At 61.7% G+C, this 18,108-nt stretch carries 14 protein-coding genes; 10 read left to right on the top strand and 4 right to left on the bottom strand.

What is annotated here, in order from left to right; all coding sequences use genetic code 11:
• Nucleotides 1-188: 188 nt before the first annotated feature.
• The 6 genes from AB0O97_RS13850 (at nt 189) to AB0O97_RS13825 (ending at nt 4,193) form a co-directional block, all read left to right on the top strand.
• Nucleotides 189-668 (top strand): YceD family protein, encoded by a 480-nt coding sequence (locus tag AB0O97_RS13850; protein WP_363883472.1) that lies wholly within the window; start codon nt 189-191, stop codon nt 666-668.
• A 58-nt stretch (nt 669-726) separates the two neighbouring features.
• The gene (gene rpmF / locus AB0O97_RS13845) at nt 727-930 is read left to right on the top strand and encodes a 50S ribosomal protein L32 (protein WP_054011667.1); all 204 of its coding nucleotides are present in this window, start codon (nt 727-729) and stop codon (nt 928-930) included.
• Nucleotides 931-985: 55 nt separating this feature from the next.
• Nucleotides 986-1,801: a ribonuclease III gene (rnc, locus tag AB0O97_RS13840; protein WP_363883418.1), complete on the top strand. Its 816-nt coding sequence runs from the start codon at nt 986-988 to the stop codon at nt 1,799-1,801.
• A complete protein-coding gene (gene mutM / locus AB0O97_RS13835) occupies nt 1,801-2,748 on the top strand; it encodes a bifunctional DNA-formamidopyrimidine glycosylase/DNA-(apurinic or apyrimidinic site) lyase (RefSeq protein WP_363883416.1) in 948 nt (315 codons plus the stop codon). Before rnc ends, mutM begins: the two co-directional genes overlap by 1 nt.
• Before the next feature lie 19 nt (nt 2,749-2,767).
• Nucleotides 2,768-3,034, top strand: a complete 267-nt coding sequence (locus AB0O97_RS13830) for a type II toxin-antitoxin system RelE/ParE family toxin (RefSeq protein WP_363883471.1) — start codon at nt 2,768-2,770, stop codon at nt 3,032-3,034.
• 190 nt (nt 3,035-3,224) lie between these two features.
• Nucleotides 3,225-4,193, top strand: a complete 969-nt coding sequence (locus AB0O97_RS13825; RefSeq protein ID WP_363883414.1) for a hypothetical protein — start codon at nt 3,225-3,227, stop codon at nt 4,191-4,193.
• Nucleotides 4,194-4,398: 205 nt separating this feature from the next.
• Here the strand turns inward: AB0O97_RS13825 and AB0O97_RS13820 are convergent, their stop codons facing one another.
• Genes AB0O97_RS13820 through AB0O97_RS13810 form a run of 3 tightly spaced genes read right to left on the bottom strand, consistent with a single transcriptional unit; the run spans nt 4,399 to nt 9,169 of the window.
• Nucleotides 4,399-5,424 carry an NAD-dependent epimerase/dehydratase family protein gene (locus AB0O97_RS13820; protein WP_363883469.1) on the bottom strand — a complete coding sequence of 342 codons (1,026 nt, stop codon included), beginning with the start codon at nt 5,422-5,424 and terminating at the stop codon, nt 4,399-4,401.
• A gap of 23 nt (nt 5,425-5,447) precedes the next feature.
• Complete coding sequence (locus AB0O97_RS13815) at nt 5,448-8,141, bottom strand: alpha/beta fold hydrolase (RefSeq protein ID WP_363883412.1); 2,694 nt, start codon at nt 8,139-8,141, stop codon at nt 5,448-5,450.
• Between the two features lie 2 nt (nt 8,142-8,143).
• Nucleotides 8,144-9,169 (bottom strand): 3-oxoacyl-ACP synthase III, encoded by a 1,026-nt coding sequence (locus tag AB0O97_RS13810; protein WP_363839217.1) that lies wholly within the window; start codon nt 9,167-9,169, stop codon nt 8,144-8,146.
• A gap of 262 nt (nt 9,170-9,431) precedes the next feature.
• Between AB0O97_RS13810 and smc the strand changes: the two genes are divergently transcribed.
• A complete protein-coding gene (gene smc, locus AB0O97_RS13805) occupies nt 9,432-13,070 on the top strand; it encodes a chromosome segregation protein SMC (RefSeq protein WP_363883410.1) in 3,639 nt (1,212 codons plus the stop codon).
• A 301-nt stretch (nt 13,071-13,371) separates the two neighbouring features.
• Here smc and AB0O97_RS13800 read toward each other — a convergent pair whose 3' ends face one another.
• The gene (locus AB0O97_RS13800; RefSeq protein WP_363883408.1) at nt 13,372-14,691 is read right to left on the bottom strand and encodes an MFS transporter; all 1,320 of its coding nucleotides are present in this window, start codon (nt 14,689-14,691) and stop codon (nt 13,372-13,374) included.
• A gap of 76 nt (nt 14,692-14,767) precedes the next feature.
• Between AB0O97_RS13800 and ftsY the strand changes: the two genes are divergently transcribed.
• The 3 genes from ftsY to AB0O97_RS13785 all read left to right on the top strand — a co-directional run bounded on the left by ftsY (nt 14,768) and on the right by AB0O97_RS13785 (nt 18,012).
• A complete protein-coding gene (gene ftsY, locus AB0O97_RS13795) occupies nt 14,768-15,976 on the top strand; it encodes a signal recognition particle-docking protein FtsY (protein ID WP_363883407.1) in 1,209 nt (402 codons plus the stop codon).
• Nucleotides 15,977-16,315: 339 nt separating this feature from the next.
• Entirely contained in the window at nt 16,316-17,677 is a 1,362-nt protein-coding gene (locus AB0O97_RS13790; protein WP_363883405.1) for an ammonium transporter, read from the top strand.
• Nucleotides 17,674-18,012: a P-II family nitrogen regulator gene (locus tag AB0O97_RS13785; RefSeq protein ID WP_363839234.1), complete on the top strand. Its 339-nt coding sequence runs from the start codon at nt 17,674-17,676 to the stop codon at nt 18,010-18,012. The genes AB0O97_RS13790 and AB0O97_RS13785 overlap by 4 nt, the downstream gene beginning before the upstream one ends.
• The last annotated feature ends 96 nt before the right edge of the window (nt 18,013-18,108 follow it).

The following is an 18,108-nucleotide window of genomic DNA, read 5'->3' as shown; positions in this document are numbered from 1 at the left end:
AGACTGAATAAGGCCAATTTGGTCTGGTACCGCTCATTTTGATGCCCGGGAGCTTTCGGGCTAAGATGGTGCGTCGGTCATATGTTCTTACAGGAGTTCTCATTAGCGAAACCACGTTGGGCAACAAGCCCAGCCATGGCACGCCCCTCACCGTCAGTGTAAGGGAGCTTGGGCGCAGCCCGGGCAGTATGTGGAAGTTCGAAGAGCGTATACCTGTGCCGGAAGATTTTGGCACCCCGCTCATTGGCGCGGTTCCTGGATCCGAACTGGATCTGGAGCTCCGTTTTGAGGCCGTTCATGAAGGTATTCTTGTTTCGGGTAACGTACTTGTCGATGTGACAGGTGAGTGTTCCCGCTGCTTGGAGACGTTCGAGGATGACTTCGAAGTCGATGTGCAAGAACTTTTCTTCTACGAGGAGCCGTCCGCGGAATTCCTTGAACAAGAAGAAGATCAGCAACGTTGGGTCGAGCACGATTCTATCGATCTTGAACCGGTGTTGCGGGACGCAGTGGTAACCGCCCTGCCGTTCCAGCCGGTGTGCCGGGAAGACTGCGAGGGTCTGTGTTCCGAATGCGGAATACACCTTGCGGATGAGCCGGGGCACCATCACGAGATCCTAGATTCTCGGTGGGCTGCCCTACAGGGCTTAACCGGCGAAGAAAACTAGCAAATAAGTTTTACTCATGGGCAGATGCCTGTGAGTTATCGAGAGAAAAGAGTTTGCCGTGGCTGTTCCCAAGCGGAAGATGTCCCGTGCCAATACGCGCGCACGCCGTTCCCAGTGGAAGGCCACCGCGCCTGCTCTGGTCAAGACCATTGAAAACGGCGAGGTTGTTTACAGCCTGCCGCACCAGGCCAAGGTCGTCACCGACTCAGCCGGTACCGCACTGTTCTTGGAATACAAGGGCCGTAAGGTTGCTGACGTCTAAAGACGCCTGGACCATTTGGTTCGTTCAGTTTGTTTAATACTTAAGCAGGAGAGTCATGTCCGCAGAAATTCCATCACCGGAACTCACGGACGGACACAAACTGCTCTTGAAGCGTCTCGGTGTCAGTATTGATGCCGGGACGCTTCGTCTTGCCCTCACGCATAGGTCCTACGCCTATGAAAACGGCGGCCTCCCCACGAACGAGCGCCTCGAGTTCCTGGGCGACTCCATCCTGGGTTTCTCCGTGACCGACGCGCTCTACCGCGACAACCCGTTGTTGCCAGAGGGTGATCTGGCCAAGCGCCGTTCCGCCGTGGTCTCCACCCGCGCCTTGGCATCCATTGGCCGCGAACTGGGGATCGGCGAATTCATCTACCTCGGACAGGGCGAAAAGCTCACCAAGGGCCGCAACAAGTCCTCCATCCTGGCTGACACCATGGAAGCGCTCATTGGCGCCGCCTACCTCACCCACGGCATCGAAGTTGCCCGCCAACTGGTCATGCGCCTGGTTGGCCCACTGCTGGCCGATTCCGCCGTGCTCGGCGCCGGCACCGACTGGAAAACCAACATCCAGGAAATTGCTGCTTCCCGCCACCTCGGCACCATTGTCTATGACATCACCGGTGTGGGTCCTGACCATGACCGCTCCTTCACCGCCAACCTGATGATTGGCGGCAAGCATTATGGCACGGGCACCGGACCCTCCAAGAAGGAAGCCGAGCGCACTGCCGCCGCTGCCGCTTGGGTGGATCTGGAGAAGAAGTTCTTTCCGGGTGCTGCTGCTGCGTCCACTGCTGCGTCCACTGGCAAGAACGACGCCGTACCTTCCACCGCGGGTGTGTCGCCTGACGTTTCTTCCGCTGGCAAATAATGCCGGAGCTGCCCGAGGTTGAGGTTGTCCGCCGCGGCCTTGAGCGCTGGGTAGCCGGGCGGAGGATTGTGGATGTTTCTGTCCCTGATCCCCGCTCCATCCGCCGGCACTCGCTGGGTGTTGAAGATTTCCGCGGCAACTTGATCGGCACCACCGTGCTGGACGTGGTTCGCCGCGGCAAGTTCCTGTGGATGCCGCTGTCGGATGACCCGTCCGTTTCAGACACGCCGCACACAGCACTCGTGGCTCACTTGGGTATGAGCGGGCAGTTGCTGGTGGAGTCACCGGAACAGCCGCACGAAAAACACCTTAAGGTCCGTCTTTCCTTTTCCTCGCGAGCCGACGCACCGGAAGAATTGCGCTTTGTTGACCAGCGCATCTTCGGTGGACTCTTCGTGACCTCACTTGTCCCCACCGCCGACGGACTTCCCGGCGGTGCTGGCGTGAGTGATTGGGCTCTAATCCCCGAAGAAGCGGCCCATATTGGCCGGGATCCGCTGGACCCACACTTTGACATTGAGGCTCTCCATCAGAAGCTGCGTGCTCGCAAGACGGGAATCAAGCGGGCGCTGCTAGATCAGGCTTTTGTTTCCGGTATTGGCAATATCTACGCTGATGAGGCGCTCTGGGCTGCCAAAATGCACTATGCCCGTCCCACGGAAACGCTCCGTCGTCCCGATACTGAGCGCATCATTTACGCGTCACGGGATGTCATGTCTAGGGCGCTGGACGCCGGTGGCACCAGCTTCGATTCGTTGTACGTGAACGTCAACGGCGCTTCGGGGTACTTTTCCCGCTCACTGAATGCCTACGGCCGTGAAGGCGAACTCTGCCATCGCTGCGAGGGGCTTGGCCTGTCCACCAGGATTCGCCGCGATACGTTCATGAACCGCAGCTCCTACAGCTGCCCCGTCTGTCAGCCCAAGCCCCGCAACGCCCGGATGTAGGGTTTTGGCAAAGCAGGCTGTGGGTGCGTCGTCTTACTCGATCGTCTACGTACCATCTGTTGCGAAGGCGCTTCGGAAACTCAATCAGTCGATTGCGCATAATATTCTGCTCGCCATCGAGAATCTGAGCGAAGATCTAAGCCCGTCGGGGTGTATTCAGCTGACCGACGGTGATGGTGAACTACGCATTCGCGTCGGTGACTACAGGGTGGCCTCTGACGTCAACGATGACCAACGTGTTGTGCTCGACTTGCGGCTCAGACACTGCCGCGAGATCTACCGCTGAGCCACGTTGGGCCTGTCCACCAGATGATCGGTGCTTAGCCACGTGAGAGGCTGTGTATCTACCGATCTCGAGGCTAACTCCAGCCCAAGTTTTTCAGTTTGTACGGCGAGGAGCTCGCGTTATCCACAGAAACGGCGCTTTCCTGACTTTGCCATTGTTTGAGCGTCCAATTTTTACCAGACTTTCTTCCATGGACAGTTCACCCACGGAGGCACGATTTACGCAGCTCTGGCCTCAAGGCAGAATTATTGCCACCACAGGGCAGCTGCTCAGCGCTGGATTGACCACCAGAAATCTGGAAGTTGGCGTCAACGCGGGGCTTGTTTATCGGATGCGTCGTGGTGTGTACATTCCCATGCACGAGTGGCAGGGACGGAAACCGTGGGTTCAGGACAAGCTTGTCCTGTCCGCGCACATTGTCCAGTCCAACAGTCAGCACGTCTATTCGCACTTCAGCGCCGCGAGATTACATCGCCTGCATGTGTGGAACAGTTCTCCGCTCATCCATATCAGTTCTCCCAACAATTCATCACCGTCAAAAACTGCGTCGGACGTGGTGATGCATGCCCAGGAAGTCCGTGACGAGGACATCGTCGAAAGGGTCATTCACGGACTGGGCCGGGTCAAGTTCACCACATTGGAGAGGACCGTGCTCGACTGTGCAACGGTGGCACCCTTTGCCCAGGCTGTGGTGATCGGCGATTCGGCTTTGGCGGCTGGGCTGAGTCTTCAGGAGCTGGACAAATTGCTTGAAGGAGCCTTAGGGCGACGTGGTATTCGCCGGGCGAGGCAGGCTATCAGATCCTTGAGCAGATCCTCAGAATCCGCTGGCGAAACAAGAACCAGACTCATTGTTGGAGAACTGCCTATTGAGCAGCCGGAGCAACAAGTCTGGATCAGCACAAACAACGGAAGCTTCAGAGTGGATTTCATGTGGCGTGGCATCCGGCTGATCCTGGAGTTTGACGGTGACACTAAGTACTTCGACTACGGGGACAGCCCAGAACAGGCATTGATCAAAGAACGTGAACGCGAAAACGCTTTGGTCGAAGAGGGCTGGAGATTCATTCGGGTGAAGTGGAAGCACCTCGAGGATCCCGAAACGCTCAAAGTCAGGATCATGCGGGCCTATCTTTCTGCCGCACAAGCTGCCGCGTAGCAGGCGCATATCTGACCACGGCAAACGTGGGCTGATGTTAGCCCCGAGATCGGTAGTTACACATCGAAGAACGTGGCTAACCACCGATCAGCTGGTAGTTTCATCTGCGGTGGGCCCAGCAGGAGTCTGTTCCGGCAATATATGCGGCTCGCAGGAGCCCGCCCCACCCTACACAGGGGTCTCCAAACAACGCGACGGTCAATACCTAGCGCGTGCTGTAGTACTCCGCGAGCCGGGCCAGACCCTCATCGAGTGACACCGAAGGGGTCCAATCCAGCACCGCTTGGGTGTGCCGCTGATCGAACCAGTGGGCGGTGGAGAGCTGTTCGGCGAGGAATCGGGTCATGGGAGGTTCGTCGTGAACCCAGCCCCGCGAACCGGCAGCTGTCCAGACCTTTTCAATGACAGAACCAGCACCACGAGCCAGCCATCCTGGGACGGAGTAGCCCGGAGCTTTTACGCCAGCAGCGGCGCAGATTCCGGCAATGAGCTCGCCCACGGCACGGGGTTCGCCATTGGTGACAACCAGTGCCTGCCCGTGAGCCTGGTCCATGCGCTCGAGTCCGCGCACAATGGCCTCGGCTGCGTTGTCCACATAGGTGGTGTCGATGAGCGCGCGCCCGCCATCAAGCAATGGGAGGCGTCCCGCACGGGCGCGTTCCACCACGCGCTCCACCAGCTGAGTATCGCCAGGACCCCACACCACGTGCGGGCGAATAGCCGTGACTCGGAACTCGGGGGAGTCCTCGGACAGTGCGATTACCTCGGCGGCTGCCTTGGACCGCGCGTAGTGTCCACGGGCCAAATCAGGATTGGCGGTACCGGCGGAAGCGCCCACAATGGAACTCCCAAAATGCGCCACGGAGGGAGAAGAAACAAACACGAAATCTCTCAGGCCTTCATGCTGGGACGCGGAGATCAGCTGACGTGTACCCACAATGTTTGTGGACACAAAGTCTGTCCAATCGCCAGTGAAGGAAACCTTCGCCGCCAAATGCACCACGGCGCCCATCCCTGCCACGGCCCGGGCCGCAACATCAGGATCCGCAACAGAGCCCTGCATGGATTCCCAGGGAGCTTCGACCGGGCGGCGCTGCAAGCTGCGGACAAAATATCCACGATCGTGCAACAGTTGCGCCACGGCACGGCCCAGCATGCCGCTGGTTCCGGTGACCAGCACACGTCGCTGGCCGGAGCCGGAGCCAGGGCCAGAGGCTGCAGCGCCGCGCAAGCCCGCAACTTCAGAGCCGGTGCTCACGGCTGTCCGGCTTTCTCCCCAGCCAACATGCGCGCCGCCCAGCGCGACAACTTGGCCCGGTCCATCTTGGAATTGTGCCGTACATCGGTGGGCATGGCGTCAATGGTGATGACCGCGGCCAGCGGCAAACCCACTGAGAGCGACGCTTCCCGAACAGCGGCGGCCAGCGGCGCAGACGCCAAGCCCGGGCGCTTGACCGCGGGGTTGGTTTCCACGATCGCCACAGCAGCTTGAGTGCCCATCGGCCCTACACCAACCACAGCCGCCCGAGAAACTTCAGCCACGCGTTCGATAGCCTGCTCGGGAGCAACAGGAGTCTTCACGCCAGCGGCTGTGGTCAGGATGTGCTCCATCCGCCCCTCAACCCACAACCGGCCCTCAGAATCCAGATGCCCCACATCGCCAGTCCGGTGCCAGCCTGGAATCGAAACGCTGTGCTGTTCGGTGATCCACAGACGATCGTAACGTTCCTTCACATGCGGAGCGCTGACCAGAATCTCACCGGTGACATTCGCCGCCGTCGTCGACTCCAGCACCAGCCCCTCGCCCGTGATCGGCGCGATCGACACCGTAGCGCCAGCCACCGCAGTCCCAACACACACGCCATTTCCCACGCCGGCGGCAAGGATGCCCGGCAGGTCAATGTCGGTGATCGGCAACGCTTCGGTCATTCCGTACGGCGTGTGAAGTTCGGCGTTGGCGGCCAGTTCCTGCACCTGGGTGAGCAAGGTATGTCCCAAGGGAGCACCGGCCGAGAGGAGAAGTTCGACGCCGGCCATCACCTTTTTCAGCTCGGGTGAGAGTTCCGCTGCGGTCGCCACCACGTTCACGAGTGCCGCGGGGGAGGCGAAAACAACCGTTGCGTCAATTGCGGCAGCAGCCTCCGCCAACGCTTTGGCGCTCAGCGTGCGCGGGGCCGTGACGTCCATATCGGGGGTGACAGTGGTTGCTCCCAGCGCCGGACCTAGCAGTGCGAACGGAGCGAATCCGGCCACAAGGGCGGTTCCAGCCTCCAAGCGGTAGGTGGCCTTGAGAGTGTCGCGCATAGCGGCCAGGCGGCGGTGTGTGTACACAACTCCCTTGGCCGGGCCCGTGGAACCAGAAGTGAACAGCACGGCTGCATCAGCATCGGGTTCGGGAACGGCAAAAGCGGTGGGGTAGCCGGCAAGACGGGTGACGCGACCATTGGCCATTAGCTGCGGCACCGTGGCAGCAACGTTGAACAGGGCCTTCTTCACGGCGGCCGTGGAGCCGGTGAAATCTTCGGCGGCGATCCGGATGCCGGGCCAGTTGTAGAGGCGAGCACCAGCTAGACCGCGTTCAATGCCAATGAGGAAGTCCGGTCCGGCTCCCTTGATGGCTCGGCTGAGTCCCTTGGTACCGAGCCCCGCATCGGCCACAACAATGACAGCACCCAATCGCAGGCACGCGTAGATCAAAGTGGTCAGGTTGATGCCAGGGGGCACCAGGAGGTTGACCCGGTTTCCGGGCTTGACACCGAGTTCGCGCAGACCAGCGGCGAGATCGTTCACGTCGCGGAATAACTGAGCCCACGTCAGGGCGCGGGTTGCTCCACCAGGCAGCATGTCTACGACGGCGGTGGTGGTGTCAGTACTGCGAGAATCCAGCTCAGCCAGCATCGGCATGTAGTCGGTGGCGTCGGTGGCCGCGAGAGTTGAGCTTGTGGAAACCGGCGCCACAGGCTCGGCTACCGCTTGGGCCAGCCACGCGAATGCCGGAGTGGCAATGTCGCGGTCTTCTTGAACCAAATGGCTGGCACCTTCAAAGCGGTGCACCTGGGCCTGCGGCAACCGGGTCAAAAGATCACGCAGATACCGGTCCGAGAACACCGGGTCCTTGGGACCCCACAGCAGCAGCGCGGGTACATCCAAGGAGCTGATGGACGTAGATACTGCATCCAGCGCAGCCCATGAGGGGTGCGAAGGGGTGGCCGGAATATCGGCCACAAAGTTACCTACACCGGCTCGCCGCGCCACAGAGCGGTACGGGGCCATGAACGCGTCCCTGACCTCATCAGCCAAGGCGGGCTGCGCGAGATTGTGGGTGACGCGCAAAAAGGCGGAAGACGTCGTCGTGCCCCACTTGTGAACGGCGGGATGAAGGGCCAATTGCAGGGCCGGGGGAAGTGAGAATCCGGCTGGGTGAACAGCCGTGTTGGTAAGAACGACGGCGGCCAGCTGGTCCTTGTGGCGGGTGGCCCAGCCAAGGGAAATAATGCCGCCCCAGTCGTGCCCCACGCTGATAATCGGACCGCTCAGGCCCAGATCGGCGGTGAAGTCGGAGAGGTCGGTGATGCGGTCTTCGAGGCGGCGGAAGGTGCCGGTGCGCTCAGAGAAACCCATGTCGAGCTGATCTACGGCGATGACGCGCCACGGGCCGCCGGTGGCCAAGGTCTCCGGGGAGGTGGCTTCTGCGAGCAGGGTCCGCCACAAATACGACCACGTGGGGTTGCCGTGCACACACAGCAGGGTACCGCGGGGCACAAGACCGGTGGCCAACACATCGGACTCGTTGTCCAGATAGTGCCACTGCCGGCTGGTGCCCTCGGGATCAACCGCGGCGGTGGAGGGAACGTTGCGAACGTGTCGCCACGCTGCTTCAACACCGGGCCACGGCTGAGAAAGCGGCTGTGCTTCAAGCTGAGAAAAAACAATTCCTTCAGAAGCCACTGCTACCACGCAATTTCCATCATGGCGGTGTTCAAACCGGAGCCAACACCCATGCACAGCACGCGGTCGCCACGGTTCAGGCTCTGGGATTCCTGGGCCAAGGTCATGGGCAAGGATGCCGGGCCCACATTGCCCCACTTGGGGAACGTGATGGGGACGCGGCCCTTGATCAGATCCACGGCCTTGATGATGGCGTTGGTGTAGGAGTTGGACACCTGGTGGGTCACGTAGCGGTCCATGGAACGCCAGTCCCAACCGTCGGTGTGAGCCTCATGCCAGGCATCGGTGACCAGTTCCAGGCCGTTGTCCAGCAGGCCCTTGGTGTCGGTGAACATGCCGTCGGGGCCGCCAACACACAGTTCATGGTGCTGGGTGCCTGCGCGGGAGACGCCACCCACAATACGGTGACCATCGGGGTGCAGATCCGCCGGACCCATGACGGCAGCGGCAGCACCGGAGCCCAAGGTCAAGGTGGCGAATTCCTTCAAGTAGTCTTCACGCGTGGACGATTCGGCATTGAGGCGCTTGAACGTGGTTTCCTGCGTGGCTTGGGCGTCCTCACCGGCAACGATCAAGGCGTACTTGATCTGACCCGAATCGATCATGTTTGCGGCCAAGGTCATGCCGTTGACGAATCCCAGGCAGGCGTTGGCCACATCAAAGTTCATGGCGGAGGACGGCAGGCCCAGGCCGTTGTGGACCTTGACGGCAACCGAGGGTTCCAGATTGCGGCGGGTCACGGAGGTGTTGATCAGCAAGCCCACCTGGCTGGCATCGATGCCGGCCTCGGCCAAGGCTTTGGCGCCAGCCTCGATGGCGGCGTCGTCAAAGTCGGTACCGGGAGCCCACCAGCGGCGTTCGTCCACACCGGCCACGCGTTCCAACAACCGTTTGGAGAGCCGTAAGCGTTTTAGGCTTGGGGCTAGGCGGGCGTCGAAGTCGCTGGACTTGACCACCACTGGAGCCTCAATGCTGGAAACAGCGAGCAAAGCGGTGTTGTGGTGACGAAACGTAGCGTTGCCGATCAAGTTCCAGCCTTTTTCTTGGGGTATATAGGTGTTAGGCGGCACCGGAAATCCAGTGACCGTTTCCTGATGTGTGCGGGATTGGTGCCGTAAAGCCGTTTATGATCCCCAAACATATCAAGACCCACCCTTAACTATGCACCTAATAGGGGTGTTCCCGCACATGCACCACGATGCATACACGGAGGCGGCGCCAGGGTGAGAGCGAGGAATTCACGATAGATTAGCTTGTGAGAAACGGCCCGGCGCAGGAGAAGAAAATAGTTTGCATCTAAAAAGTCTTTCCGTGCGCGGATTCAAGTCCTTCGCCTCGGCCACCACCTTTGACTTTGAACCCGGTGTGACAGCTGTTGTGGGCCCCAACGGCTCAGGGAAATCCAACGTGGTCGACGCGCTGGCCTGGGTCATGGGGGAGCAGGGAGCCAAGACCCTGCGCGGCGGCAAAATGGAAGATGTCATCTTCGCCGGCACCTCCGGCCGCCCCGCTTTGGGCCGCGCCCATGTGGCATTAACCATAGACAACACCGACGGCGCCCTGCCGATCGACTATGCCGAAGTCACCATTTCGCGCACACTGTTCCGTGCTGGTGGTTCCGAATACGCCATCAACGGCACAGCCTGCCGGCTCCTGGATATCCAAGAACTCCTTTCTGACTCGGGCCTGGGCCGGGAAATGCATGTGATCGTCGGCCAGGGGCAGTTGGACAAGGTTCTCCATGCCACACCTGAGGATCGCCGCGGCTTCATTGAAGAAGCAGCCGGTATCCTCAAACACCGCCGCCGCAAGGAAAAGACCCTCCGCAAGTTGGATGCCATGGGCGCCAACTTGGCAAGGCTGACAGATCTGACGGGCGAGATCCGCCGCCAGCTAACACCCTTGGGCAAGCAGGCCGCTGTGGCCAGGCGCGCCCAAAGCGTGCAGTTTGATGTGCGCGATGCCAAAGCACGCCTGCTCGCGGACGACATCCTCACCCTGACTCAGACCGTGGAACGTGATGAAGCAGCCGAACGCGAGCTCAAGAACCGCCGAATCCGTGTCGAAGAAGAACTCCAGGCGGCCCGCGCCCAGCAAGCAGCGTTGGAGCAACAAGCTGCGGCCGCCACCCCCGTGCTCAACGCGGCACGGGACAACTGGTACCAGCTCTCCGCCACCCGTGATCAACTCAAAGCCCTCGGTGTTCTCGCCGCGGAGCGTCGACGCCATCTCGGGGCGACCGAAGCGGCCCCTGATCCCAGCCGTGACCCCGACCGTTTGGCCGAACAGGCTGCCCGGCTGCGCGCCGAGGAGGCGGAGCTAGACCTCGCATTAGAGGAGCGCCGCTATGGACTGGAAACGGCCATGGAGATCAAGGAGGACGCCGAAGCTGCTGTCCGTGCCGAGGAGGAGCGGGTTCGTGAGCAGTTGCGTGCCGCCGCGGATCGCCGCGAGGGTCTGGCCAAGCTGGCTGGCAAGGTGTCCGCCGCGCGCTCCCGAGTGGAGTCTGCTGAGGCTGAGATCGGTCGCCTCCACAACAGCAAGGCTGCTGGCGCGGAACGGCACGCTGTTGCTTCGCAGGAATTCGCTGCGCTCGAATCCCAAGTTGCCGGTGTGGAGGAGGGCGAAGAACGCCTCGACGCCGACTATGAGGCCGCCGCCGCAGCTCTCGCCACCGTGGACGCGCAGATTGCCGCGCTCACGCAGGAGCAGCTGGCTGCCGAACGTGAGCGCGATTCCCTGACCGCCCGCCGCGATGCGCTCGCCGTGGGTCTGTTGCGCAAGGATGCTAGCGCCCAGCTACTAGAGGCCCGCCCCGAGGGGGTGCTGGCGTCCATGGCTCAGCTGCTGGTGGTGGTGCCCAGCCATGAGACAGCCATCGCCGCCGCCTTGAACGCCGCGGCAGAAGGCGTAGGAGTCACCGGTCTGGACGCAGCGCTTGCCGCCCTTGAGCTCGTCAAGACGCACGACGGCGGCCGCGTCACCTTGGTCCTCGCCGACTCCGCTACTCGAGCTGGCACAGGTGCTCGAGCTGGCACCGCCGGTCGAGACCAAGGCACAACAACTGCCGCAGCCGCTGCCGCAGCCGCAGTGCCCGGAGCCGTCGTCGCACGTTTGCAGGTGAGTGGTCCGCCCGAACTCGAACGGACGCTGGACGCGCTGCTCAGCGGCGTGGTGTTGGTTCCAGATATGAGCGCAGCCCAGGACGTCTTGGCGCAGAATGCGTTTCTGACGGCAGTGACAGCTGCCGGGGACGTGTTCACACAGTGGGTGGTTCAGGGCGGCTCGGCCACGGCGCCGTCACTGCTGGAATTGCAAGCTGCCGTAGATGAGACGGAAACGGGGCTGGCTCAGGCCATGGCCCGCGGCGAACAATCCCGCTTTGCGCTCGCAGGCTTGCAGGGGCAGCGCGGTGCTCTTGCACAAGCCGAATCTGATGCTCTAGCTGCGCTGAATGAGTCCGACGCCCGGTTGGCAGCAGTCGCTGAACGGCTGGGTATGTTGGGGGCTGCTTTGCGTTCGGCCGCTGGCGAGGCGCAACGTCATGAGCAAGCAGTGCAGGCCGCCACCGCCAACCTGGAACGGGAACAAGTTGCCCTCGAAGTTCTCGCGGCGCGGTTGGCAACAGCGCAAGTGGCCCCGGCCGACGTCGAACCTTCCATGGATGAGCGCGACGCCCTAGCCGCGGCTGCCACGGCAGCCAGGGCTGTGGAGCTGGAAACCCGCTTGTCCCTGCGCAGCACGGAGGACGCGTTGAACGCCGCGCGCAACCGTGCAGCGGCGCTGGAACGGGCGGCTGCCACGGAGCGGCAGGCACGGGAGCAGGCGGCCCAGCGTGCTGCGCGTCGGCTGTTCCAGGCGCGGAAGGCCGCCGCTGTGGCTGCGGCAACCACGCACATTTTGGAGCACGTTCAGGAGTCCATTGAGCTGGCCGAGCACGTTCGCGATGAGGCCGAGGAGCAGCGGGCCACGCGGGAAGTGGAGCTGATGGCTGTCCGCAGCGCCACGCTGGAGGCTGAGAAGGACTTGGCGCGGTTGACCGATTCCGTGCATAAGGACGAGTTGGCCCGTGCAGCGCAGAAGCTGCGAATTGAGACGTTGGAAAACAAATCGATCGAGGAATTAGGTCTCAGCGTGGACCACCTCATCAAGGAATACGGTCCCGAAACGCTGGTTCCGCTGGGTCCGGGTGAGGTCACCGATAAGTGGGCTGCACTGCGCGTGGCTGTGGATGACGACGGCAATGAAGTCCGCGAAGGTACTGTGTTTGTGCGCGAGGAGCAGGAAAAGCGGCTCAAACGGGCCGAACGCGATCTCGCCGCTCTCGGTAAGGTCAACCCCTTGGCCCTGGAGGAATTCGCCGCCCTGGAAGAACGCCACCAGTTCCTGTCCGCCCAGTTAGAGGACCTGAAATCCAGCCGCAAGGACCTGCTGGACATCATCAAGGAAGTGGACCAGCGCGTCGAGGAAGTGTTCACTGCCGCGTACGCGGACACCGCCGTGCAATTTGAACGAGTCTTTGGCCGGCTCTTCCCCGGTGGCGAAGGGCGCCTGGTCCTGACCGATCCGGAGAACATGCTGACCACCGGCATTGAGGTCGAGGCGCGGCCCGCCGGCAAGAAGATCAAGCGACTCTCCTTGCTTTCTGGCGGGGAGCGCTCGCTGACGGCCGTGGCTCTGCTCGTGGCCATCTTCAAGGCCAGACCATCACCGTTCTACGTCATGGACGAGGTGGAAGCCGCCCTCGATGACACGAACCTGGGCCGGCTCATCACCATTTTTGAGGAGCTGCGCGAGTCCAGCCAGCTCATCATCATCACGCACCAGAAGCGGACCATGGACGTAGCGGACGCGCTGTACGGCGTCTCCATGAGGGGCGACGGCGTCTCCACCGTCATCAGCCAGCGTCTAGACCGCGCCACATCCTAACGCGGCACCACTGTCCGGCAGGTTTTGAGTAACGCGGCATCAGTTTCCGGCGGGTTTTGAATAGCGCGGCATCAGTTTCTGGCGAGATCTTTACTGAACGCGAGGAACGGCAGGGACTCCGAGGGGACCTCGAGGGCGAACAGCGCCGTGTAGTTGGTGCTCAGGTAGAGGCCCCTGGCCTCGGGCTGACGCGGGCCGCCGAGCTGGCGCTCTTGCACGGGCCCGTGGTCAGCTCGTGGATCTGGCCGCGGCGGTCAAGGGATCTGCGGCGCTTGCGTCCCTGCGTCCCATCGTCTGATGGCTAGAGCAGTTTCGTGTCCTTCGCGGGTAGCCAGAACAGGAAGCTGATGAGCGCTACCGCGGTCGCCATGAGGAAAGCCGGTCCAAAGGAGAAGGCATCGACCAGCATGCCGGCTGCGATAGGTCCGATGATGGCGCCCAGATCTGAACTCATTTGGAAAGTCGCCAGTACCTTGCCGCCGGAGCGCTCGTTTCCAATGACGTCGGCGACGACGGCTTGCTGGGCGGGGCCCATGAGACCGCTGCCCAGACCTGCAATAGCGGAAACCAGGAAGAACCAGAACTCGTTGCCCGTGAAGCCAAGAACTCCCATGGCGATGCCATTGACGGCCAGCCCGGAGAGGATCATGGGTTTGCGGCCCCAGGTGTCAGCCAGTTTTCCTGAGAAGGTCAGCGCAACGCCGGTCCCCACGGCAAATACGGCAAGTGACAGGCCGGCCACTTCTGTCCCGGCTTCCAAGGCCACTGTGGCGAAGAGCGGAACCAGAGCCATGCGAATACCGAAAGCGGACCAACCATTGGCGAACCCCGAGGTCAAGACGGCGCGGTAGGCCGGCATGCACAGGGCTTCACGCAGCGGAAGTACCGCCTTTTTCACAGCAGTCGTAACACCGGCCCCATTCCTGGTCCCACTACCTGACTGAAAACCTGTCCCATTGTCTGTGGCAGCCCCGGTCCTTGCTTGTGCAGCAGCCCGGCGAGCAGCGGCAGCAACAGAGGGTAACTGGGTAGCCACCAAGAGGGCTACCAACACCAGTGCGGCCGCGTACACCAGGAATGGAAGCTGCATTCCGAGACCTGCCAGCAAGCCACCGACAGCTGGGCCAGCAATATTGCCGAGCAGAAATGATCCGGCATAGAGACTTGAAATCCGTCCGCGGGCCTGTGGGGGAGCGAGCCTGATCAGCAGTCCCATGGCTGCCACCGTGAACATGGTTGAACCAATTCCACCCAGGCCACGGTAGAGAAGTAGCTGCCAATAGTTCTGAGCGAAGGCGCATGCAGCGGACGACGCGGCAACGATCAGGATGCCAAGAATGTAGGTGCGGCGTTCTCCCATCCGCTCCACGAGCCACCCGCTCATGGGGGCAAACAGCAACCGGGTGAACGCAAAAGCGCTGACCACCACGGCGGCAGCGCTGACGCTTACGTCGAAGCTCTGCGCGAATTGCGGCAGCACCGGGGCCACGATGCCAAAGCCAATGGCAATCATGAACGCAGCTGCGACCAGGACCTTGATGTCACGGGGCAGTTTCACCACGGGCAGATCAGAAGATTTCTTCGCAGGCGGAGTATTCGAGGAGGAAGTAGAGGGTGACATCACTGATGAGTGTCCCACAAAGGGCCAAAAATGGTGTAAAAACGGGCTCCTTCCATGCCCGTGAGAGACTGGTGGAGTGAACGAACTTCTCCCCATCATCCTGTCCATCGTGGTTGGACTCGCCGTCATTGGCGGTCTCATCCCCGTCTTCCTCAAGGCCCGCCGGAACAGCCAGAATTACACCGGCCCGCGCGACGCCAATGATCCGGCCCCGCTGGACTCTGCTGGCCCCCAAAGCGGTGATGCCCAAGGTGGTGGCACCTTGGTGGAGGACCGCCCGGAAACCCAGGTGCCGCCGTCGGACCTTGAAACCGTAGAGCTTGAGCCGGAAGCGCCAGCGGCACCTTCGCTAGAGACCCCGCTGCCCGTTGAGGGCCGTCTGGTGCGCCTGCGTGCCCGCCTAGCCAAGTCCAACAACGCGCTGGGCAAGGGCCTGCTCGCGCTGCTGTCCCGCGACACCATTGATGAAGATGTGTGGGAAGAGGTCGAGGAGACGCTGCTGCTGGCGGACATCGGCACCGATTCCACGATGGAATTGGTGGACACGCTGCGCGACCGCGTGAAAGTTCTGGGCGTCCGCAGCCCCGAACATGTCCAGTCGATGCTGCGCGAAGAACTCATCAAACTGGTCGATCCCACCATGGACCGCACCCTGAACATCACCCGCCACGATGACCGCCCGGCCGTGCTCATGGTGGTTGGCGTCAATGGCGTGGGCAAGACCACCACCGTTGGCAAGCTGGCCCGCGTGCTGGTGGCCGAGGACAAGGACGTGCTCCTGGGCGCGGCTGATACCTTCCGCGCCGCCGCCGCCGAGCAGCTGGCCACCTGGGGTGCCCGCGTTGGCGTTCCCACTGTGAAGTCCGACGTCGATGGGGCAGACCCAGCCTCCGTCGCCTTTGAGGCGGTCAAGGTGGGCATCGAGCAGGAAGTTGACGTTGTCATGATTGATACGGCCGGCCGCTTGCAGAACAAGGTTGGCTTGATGGACGAGCTCGGCAAGGTCAAGCGCGTCATTGAAAAGCAGGCCACGGTTGACGAGGTGCTGCTGGTGCTTGATGCGACCACCGGGCAGAACGGCCTGACCCAGGCCAAGGTTTTCGCCGAGGTTGTCAACATCACCGGCATTGTGCTGACCAAGCTTGACGGCACCGCCAAGGGTGGCATCGTAGTGGCCATCCAGAAGACGCTCGGCGTGCCGGTCAAGCTCGTTGGCTTGGGCGAAGGCGCCGACGACCTGGCCCCGTTCGACGCCGAAAGCTTTGTGGATGCACTGCTGAACTAGCTGACCTAGCCGAGCGAGTGCCAGGGAATCGGTTCTTGCCTGAGCACCAGAAAATGTCCGCTACGGCGGGCATTTTCTGTTTTAAGCGCCAGCTTCACAAGCGGGACGACCTCGGCCAACTGGGCAGCTTAGTGTTACTGACAGGTTGGGCCAGCCTAGTTAGAAACATGCCCGAAACCTACCCGTCGCAACGAGTTAACCTACGCGCCCCAAATGTAACGCCGTGGAAACTTAGTCCGCGCCATCACGAAACACGCAAGCACTTTCATTGTAAGAGTCCACCCTGCACAGCCTCGAAGAAGCGGCCGGCAACAACTCTTGCAACGAAAGGCCAGCCCAATGAACACTGGCGATACAGCATGGGTCCTCATCTCAGCAGCACTAGTTCTGCTGATGACACCGGGGCTTGCATTCTTCTACGGCGGCATGACTCGCGCCAAGGCCGTCCTGAACATGATGATGATGAGCTTCGGAGCCATCGGCGTAGTTGCCGTCCTCTGGGTGATGTTTGGTTACTCCGCAGCTTTTGGAACTGACCTAGGTGGAGGACTGCTCGGCAACCCGTTGGAGAAGCTGGGGCTGCAGGGCGTCCTGGATACCGGCGACGGCGCGCCGCTAGTGGGCACCATCCCCGAGATTGTTTTTGTTGGCTTCCAAGCCGTCTTCGCCATCATCACCGTGGCACTGATCACCGGCGCCATCGCTGACCGTGCCAAGTTCGGTGCCTGGATGACGTTCGCTGCCATCTGGGTCACGGTGGTCTACTTCCCCGTAGCGCACTGGGTGTTCTCTTTCACCGAAGACGCCAACGGCAACCCCACAGGTGGTTGGATCGGCCAAGGCATGGGAGCCATTGACTTTGCCGGCGGAACCGCCGTACACATCAACGCAGGTGCCGCGGCTCTGGCGCTCGCCCTGATCCTTGGCCGCCGCAAAGGCTTCGGCAAGGATCCCAGCCACCGCCCTCACAACCTCCCGTTCGTCATGCTCGGTGCCGGCCTGCTCTGGTTCGGTTGGTTCGGCTTCAACGCCGGATCCGCGCTCGGCGCCAACGCTGTAGCCGGGTACGCCTGGATCAACACCCTCGCCGCCCCTGCCGCAGCAATCCTTGGCTGGCTGGTAGTTGAGAAGCTCCGTGACGGACACGCCACCTCCCTTGGTGCCGCCTCGGGTGCCGTGGCCGGTTTGGTCGCCATCACCCCGGCATGCTCGGCCCTGACTCCTATGTGGTCCATCGTGCTGGGTCTGCTGGCTGGTGCAGTATGCGCCCTGGCGGTTGGCTTGAAGTACCGTCTGGGCATCGATGACTCGCTCGACGTCGTTGGCGTTCACTTGGTGGGTGGCCTGGTTGGCACCTTGTTCATTGGCCTCGCTGCCGATCCCAACTCTCCCGCAGCCGGAACGGGCCTGTTCTACGGCGGCGGACTGGAACTTCTCGGCAAGCAGGCAATCGCTGCCGGAGCAGTCATGATCTACTCATTCGTCATCGCCTACGCCATTGGCTGGGTCATCAACAAAACCATGGGCTTCCGGATTTCATCTGCCGACGAGGCAGCAGGAGTGGACGTATCAGTCCACGCCGAGTCCGCTTACGACTTCGGTGGCCGCGCCACCGGCAGCTTTGTACCGATGACCGAGAAGCGCAGCGTCACCTCCGAGCCCGCAACGGCCGCCACCACCGAAGTAAAGGTAGACGCATGAAACTGATCACCGCCATCATTCGCCCCGAACAACTCGAAGACGTCCGCAACGCGCTGGAAAGCTACGGCGTACAAGGCCTGACCATCAGCGGGGCACACGGCTACGGACGTCAGCGCGGGCACACCGAAGTCTACCGAGGCGCCGAGTACGCAGTGGACCTCCATGCGAAAATCCGGATCGAAGTTCTAGCCTCTGATGAGGTGGCCTGGGATCTGATGGACATCATTGTGGGTAGCTCCAACACTGGAAACCCCGGCGATGGCAAGGTCTGGATGGTCGCCGTGCAAGAAGTAATGCGCGTGCGAACCGGCGAACGAGGCGTCGCCGCGATCTAGCCTCACGATCGGTCCAGTCCCACCGTCAAAGAGACGCTCGCAGCCACACCCAATCATCTGGTGTGGCTGCGAGCGTCTTTGTCGGTCCTAAGCTGG

Source organism: Specibacter sp. NPDC078692 (genome assembly GCF_040686835.1).
Taxonomy (GTDB): domain Bacteria; phylum Actinomycetota; class Actinomycetes; order Actinomycetales; family Micrococcaceae; genus Specibacter.
Note: the sequence above shows the minus strand (reverse complement) of the source record. Positions and strands in the feature narration are given on the sequence as shown.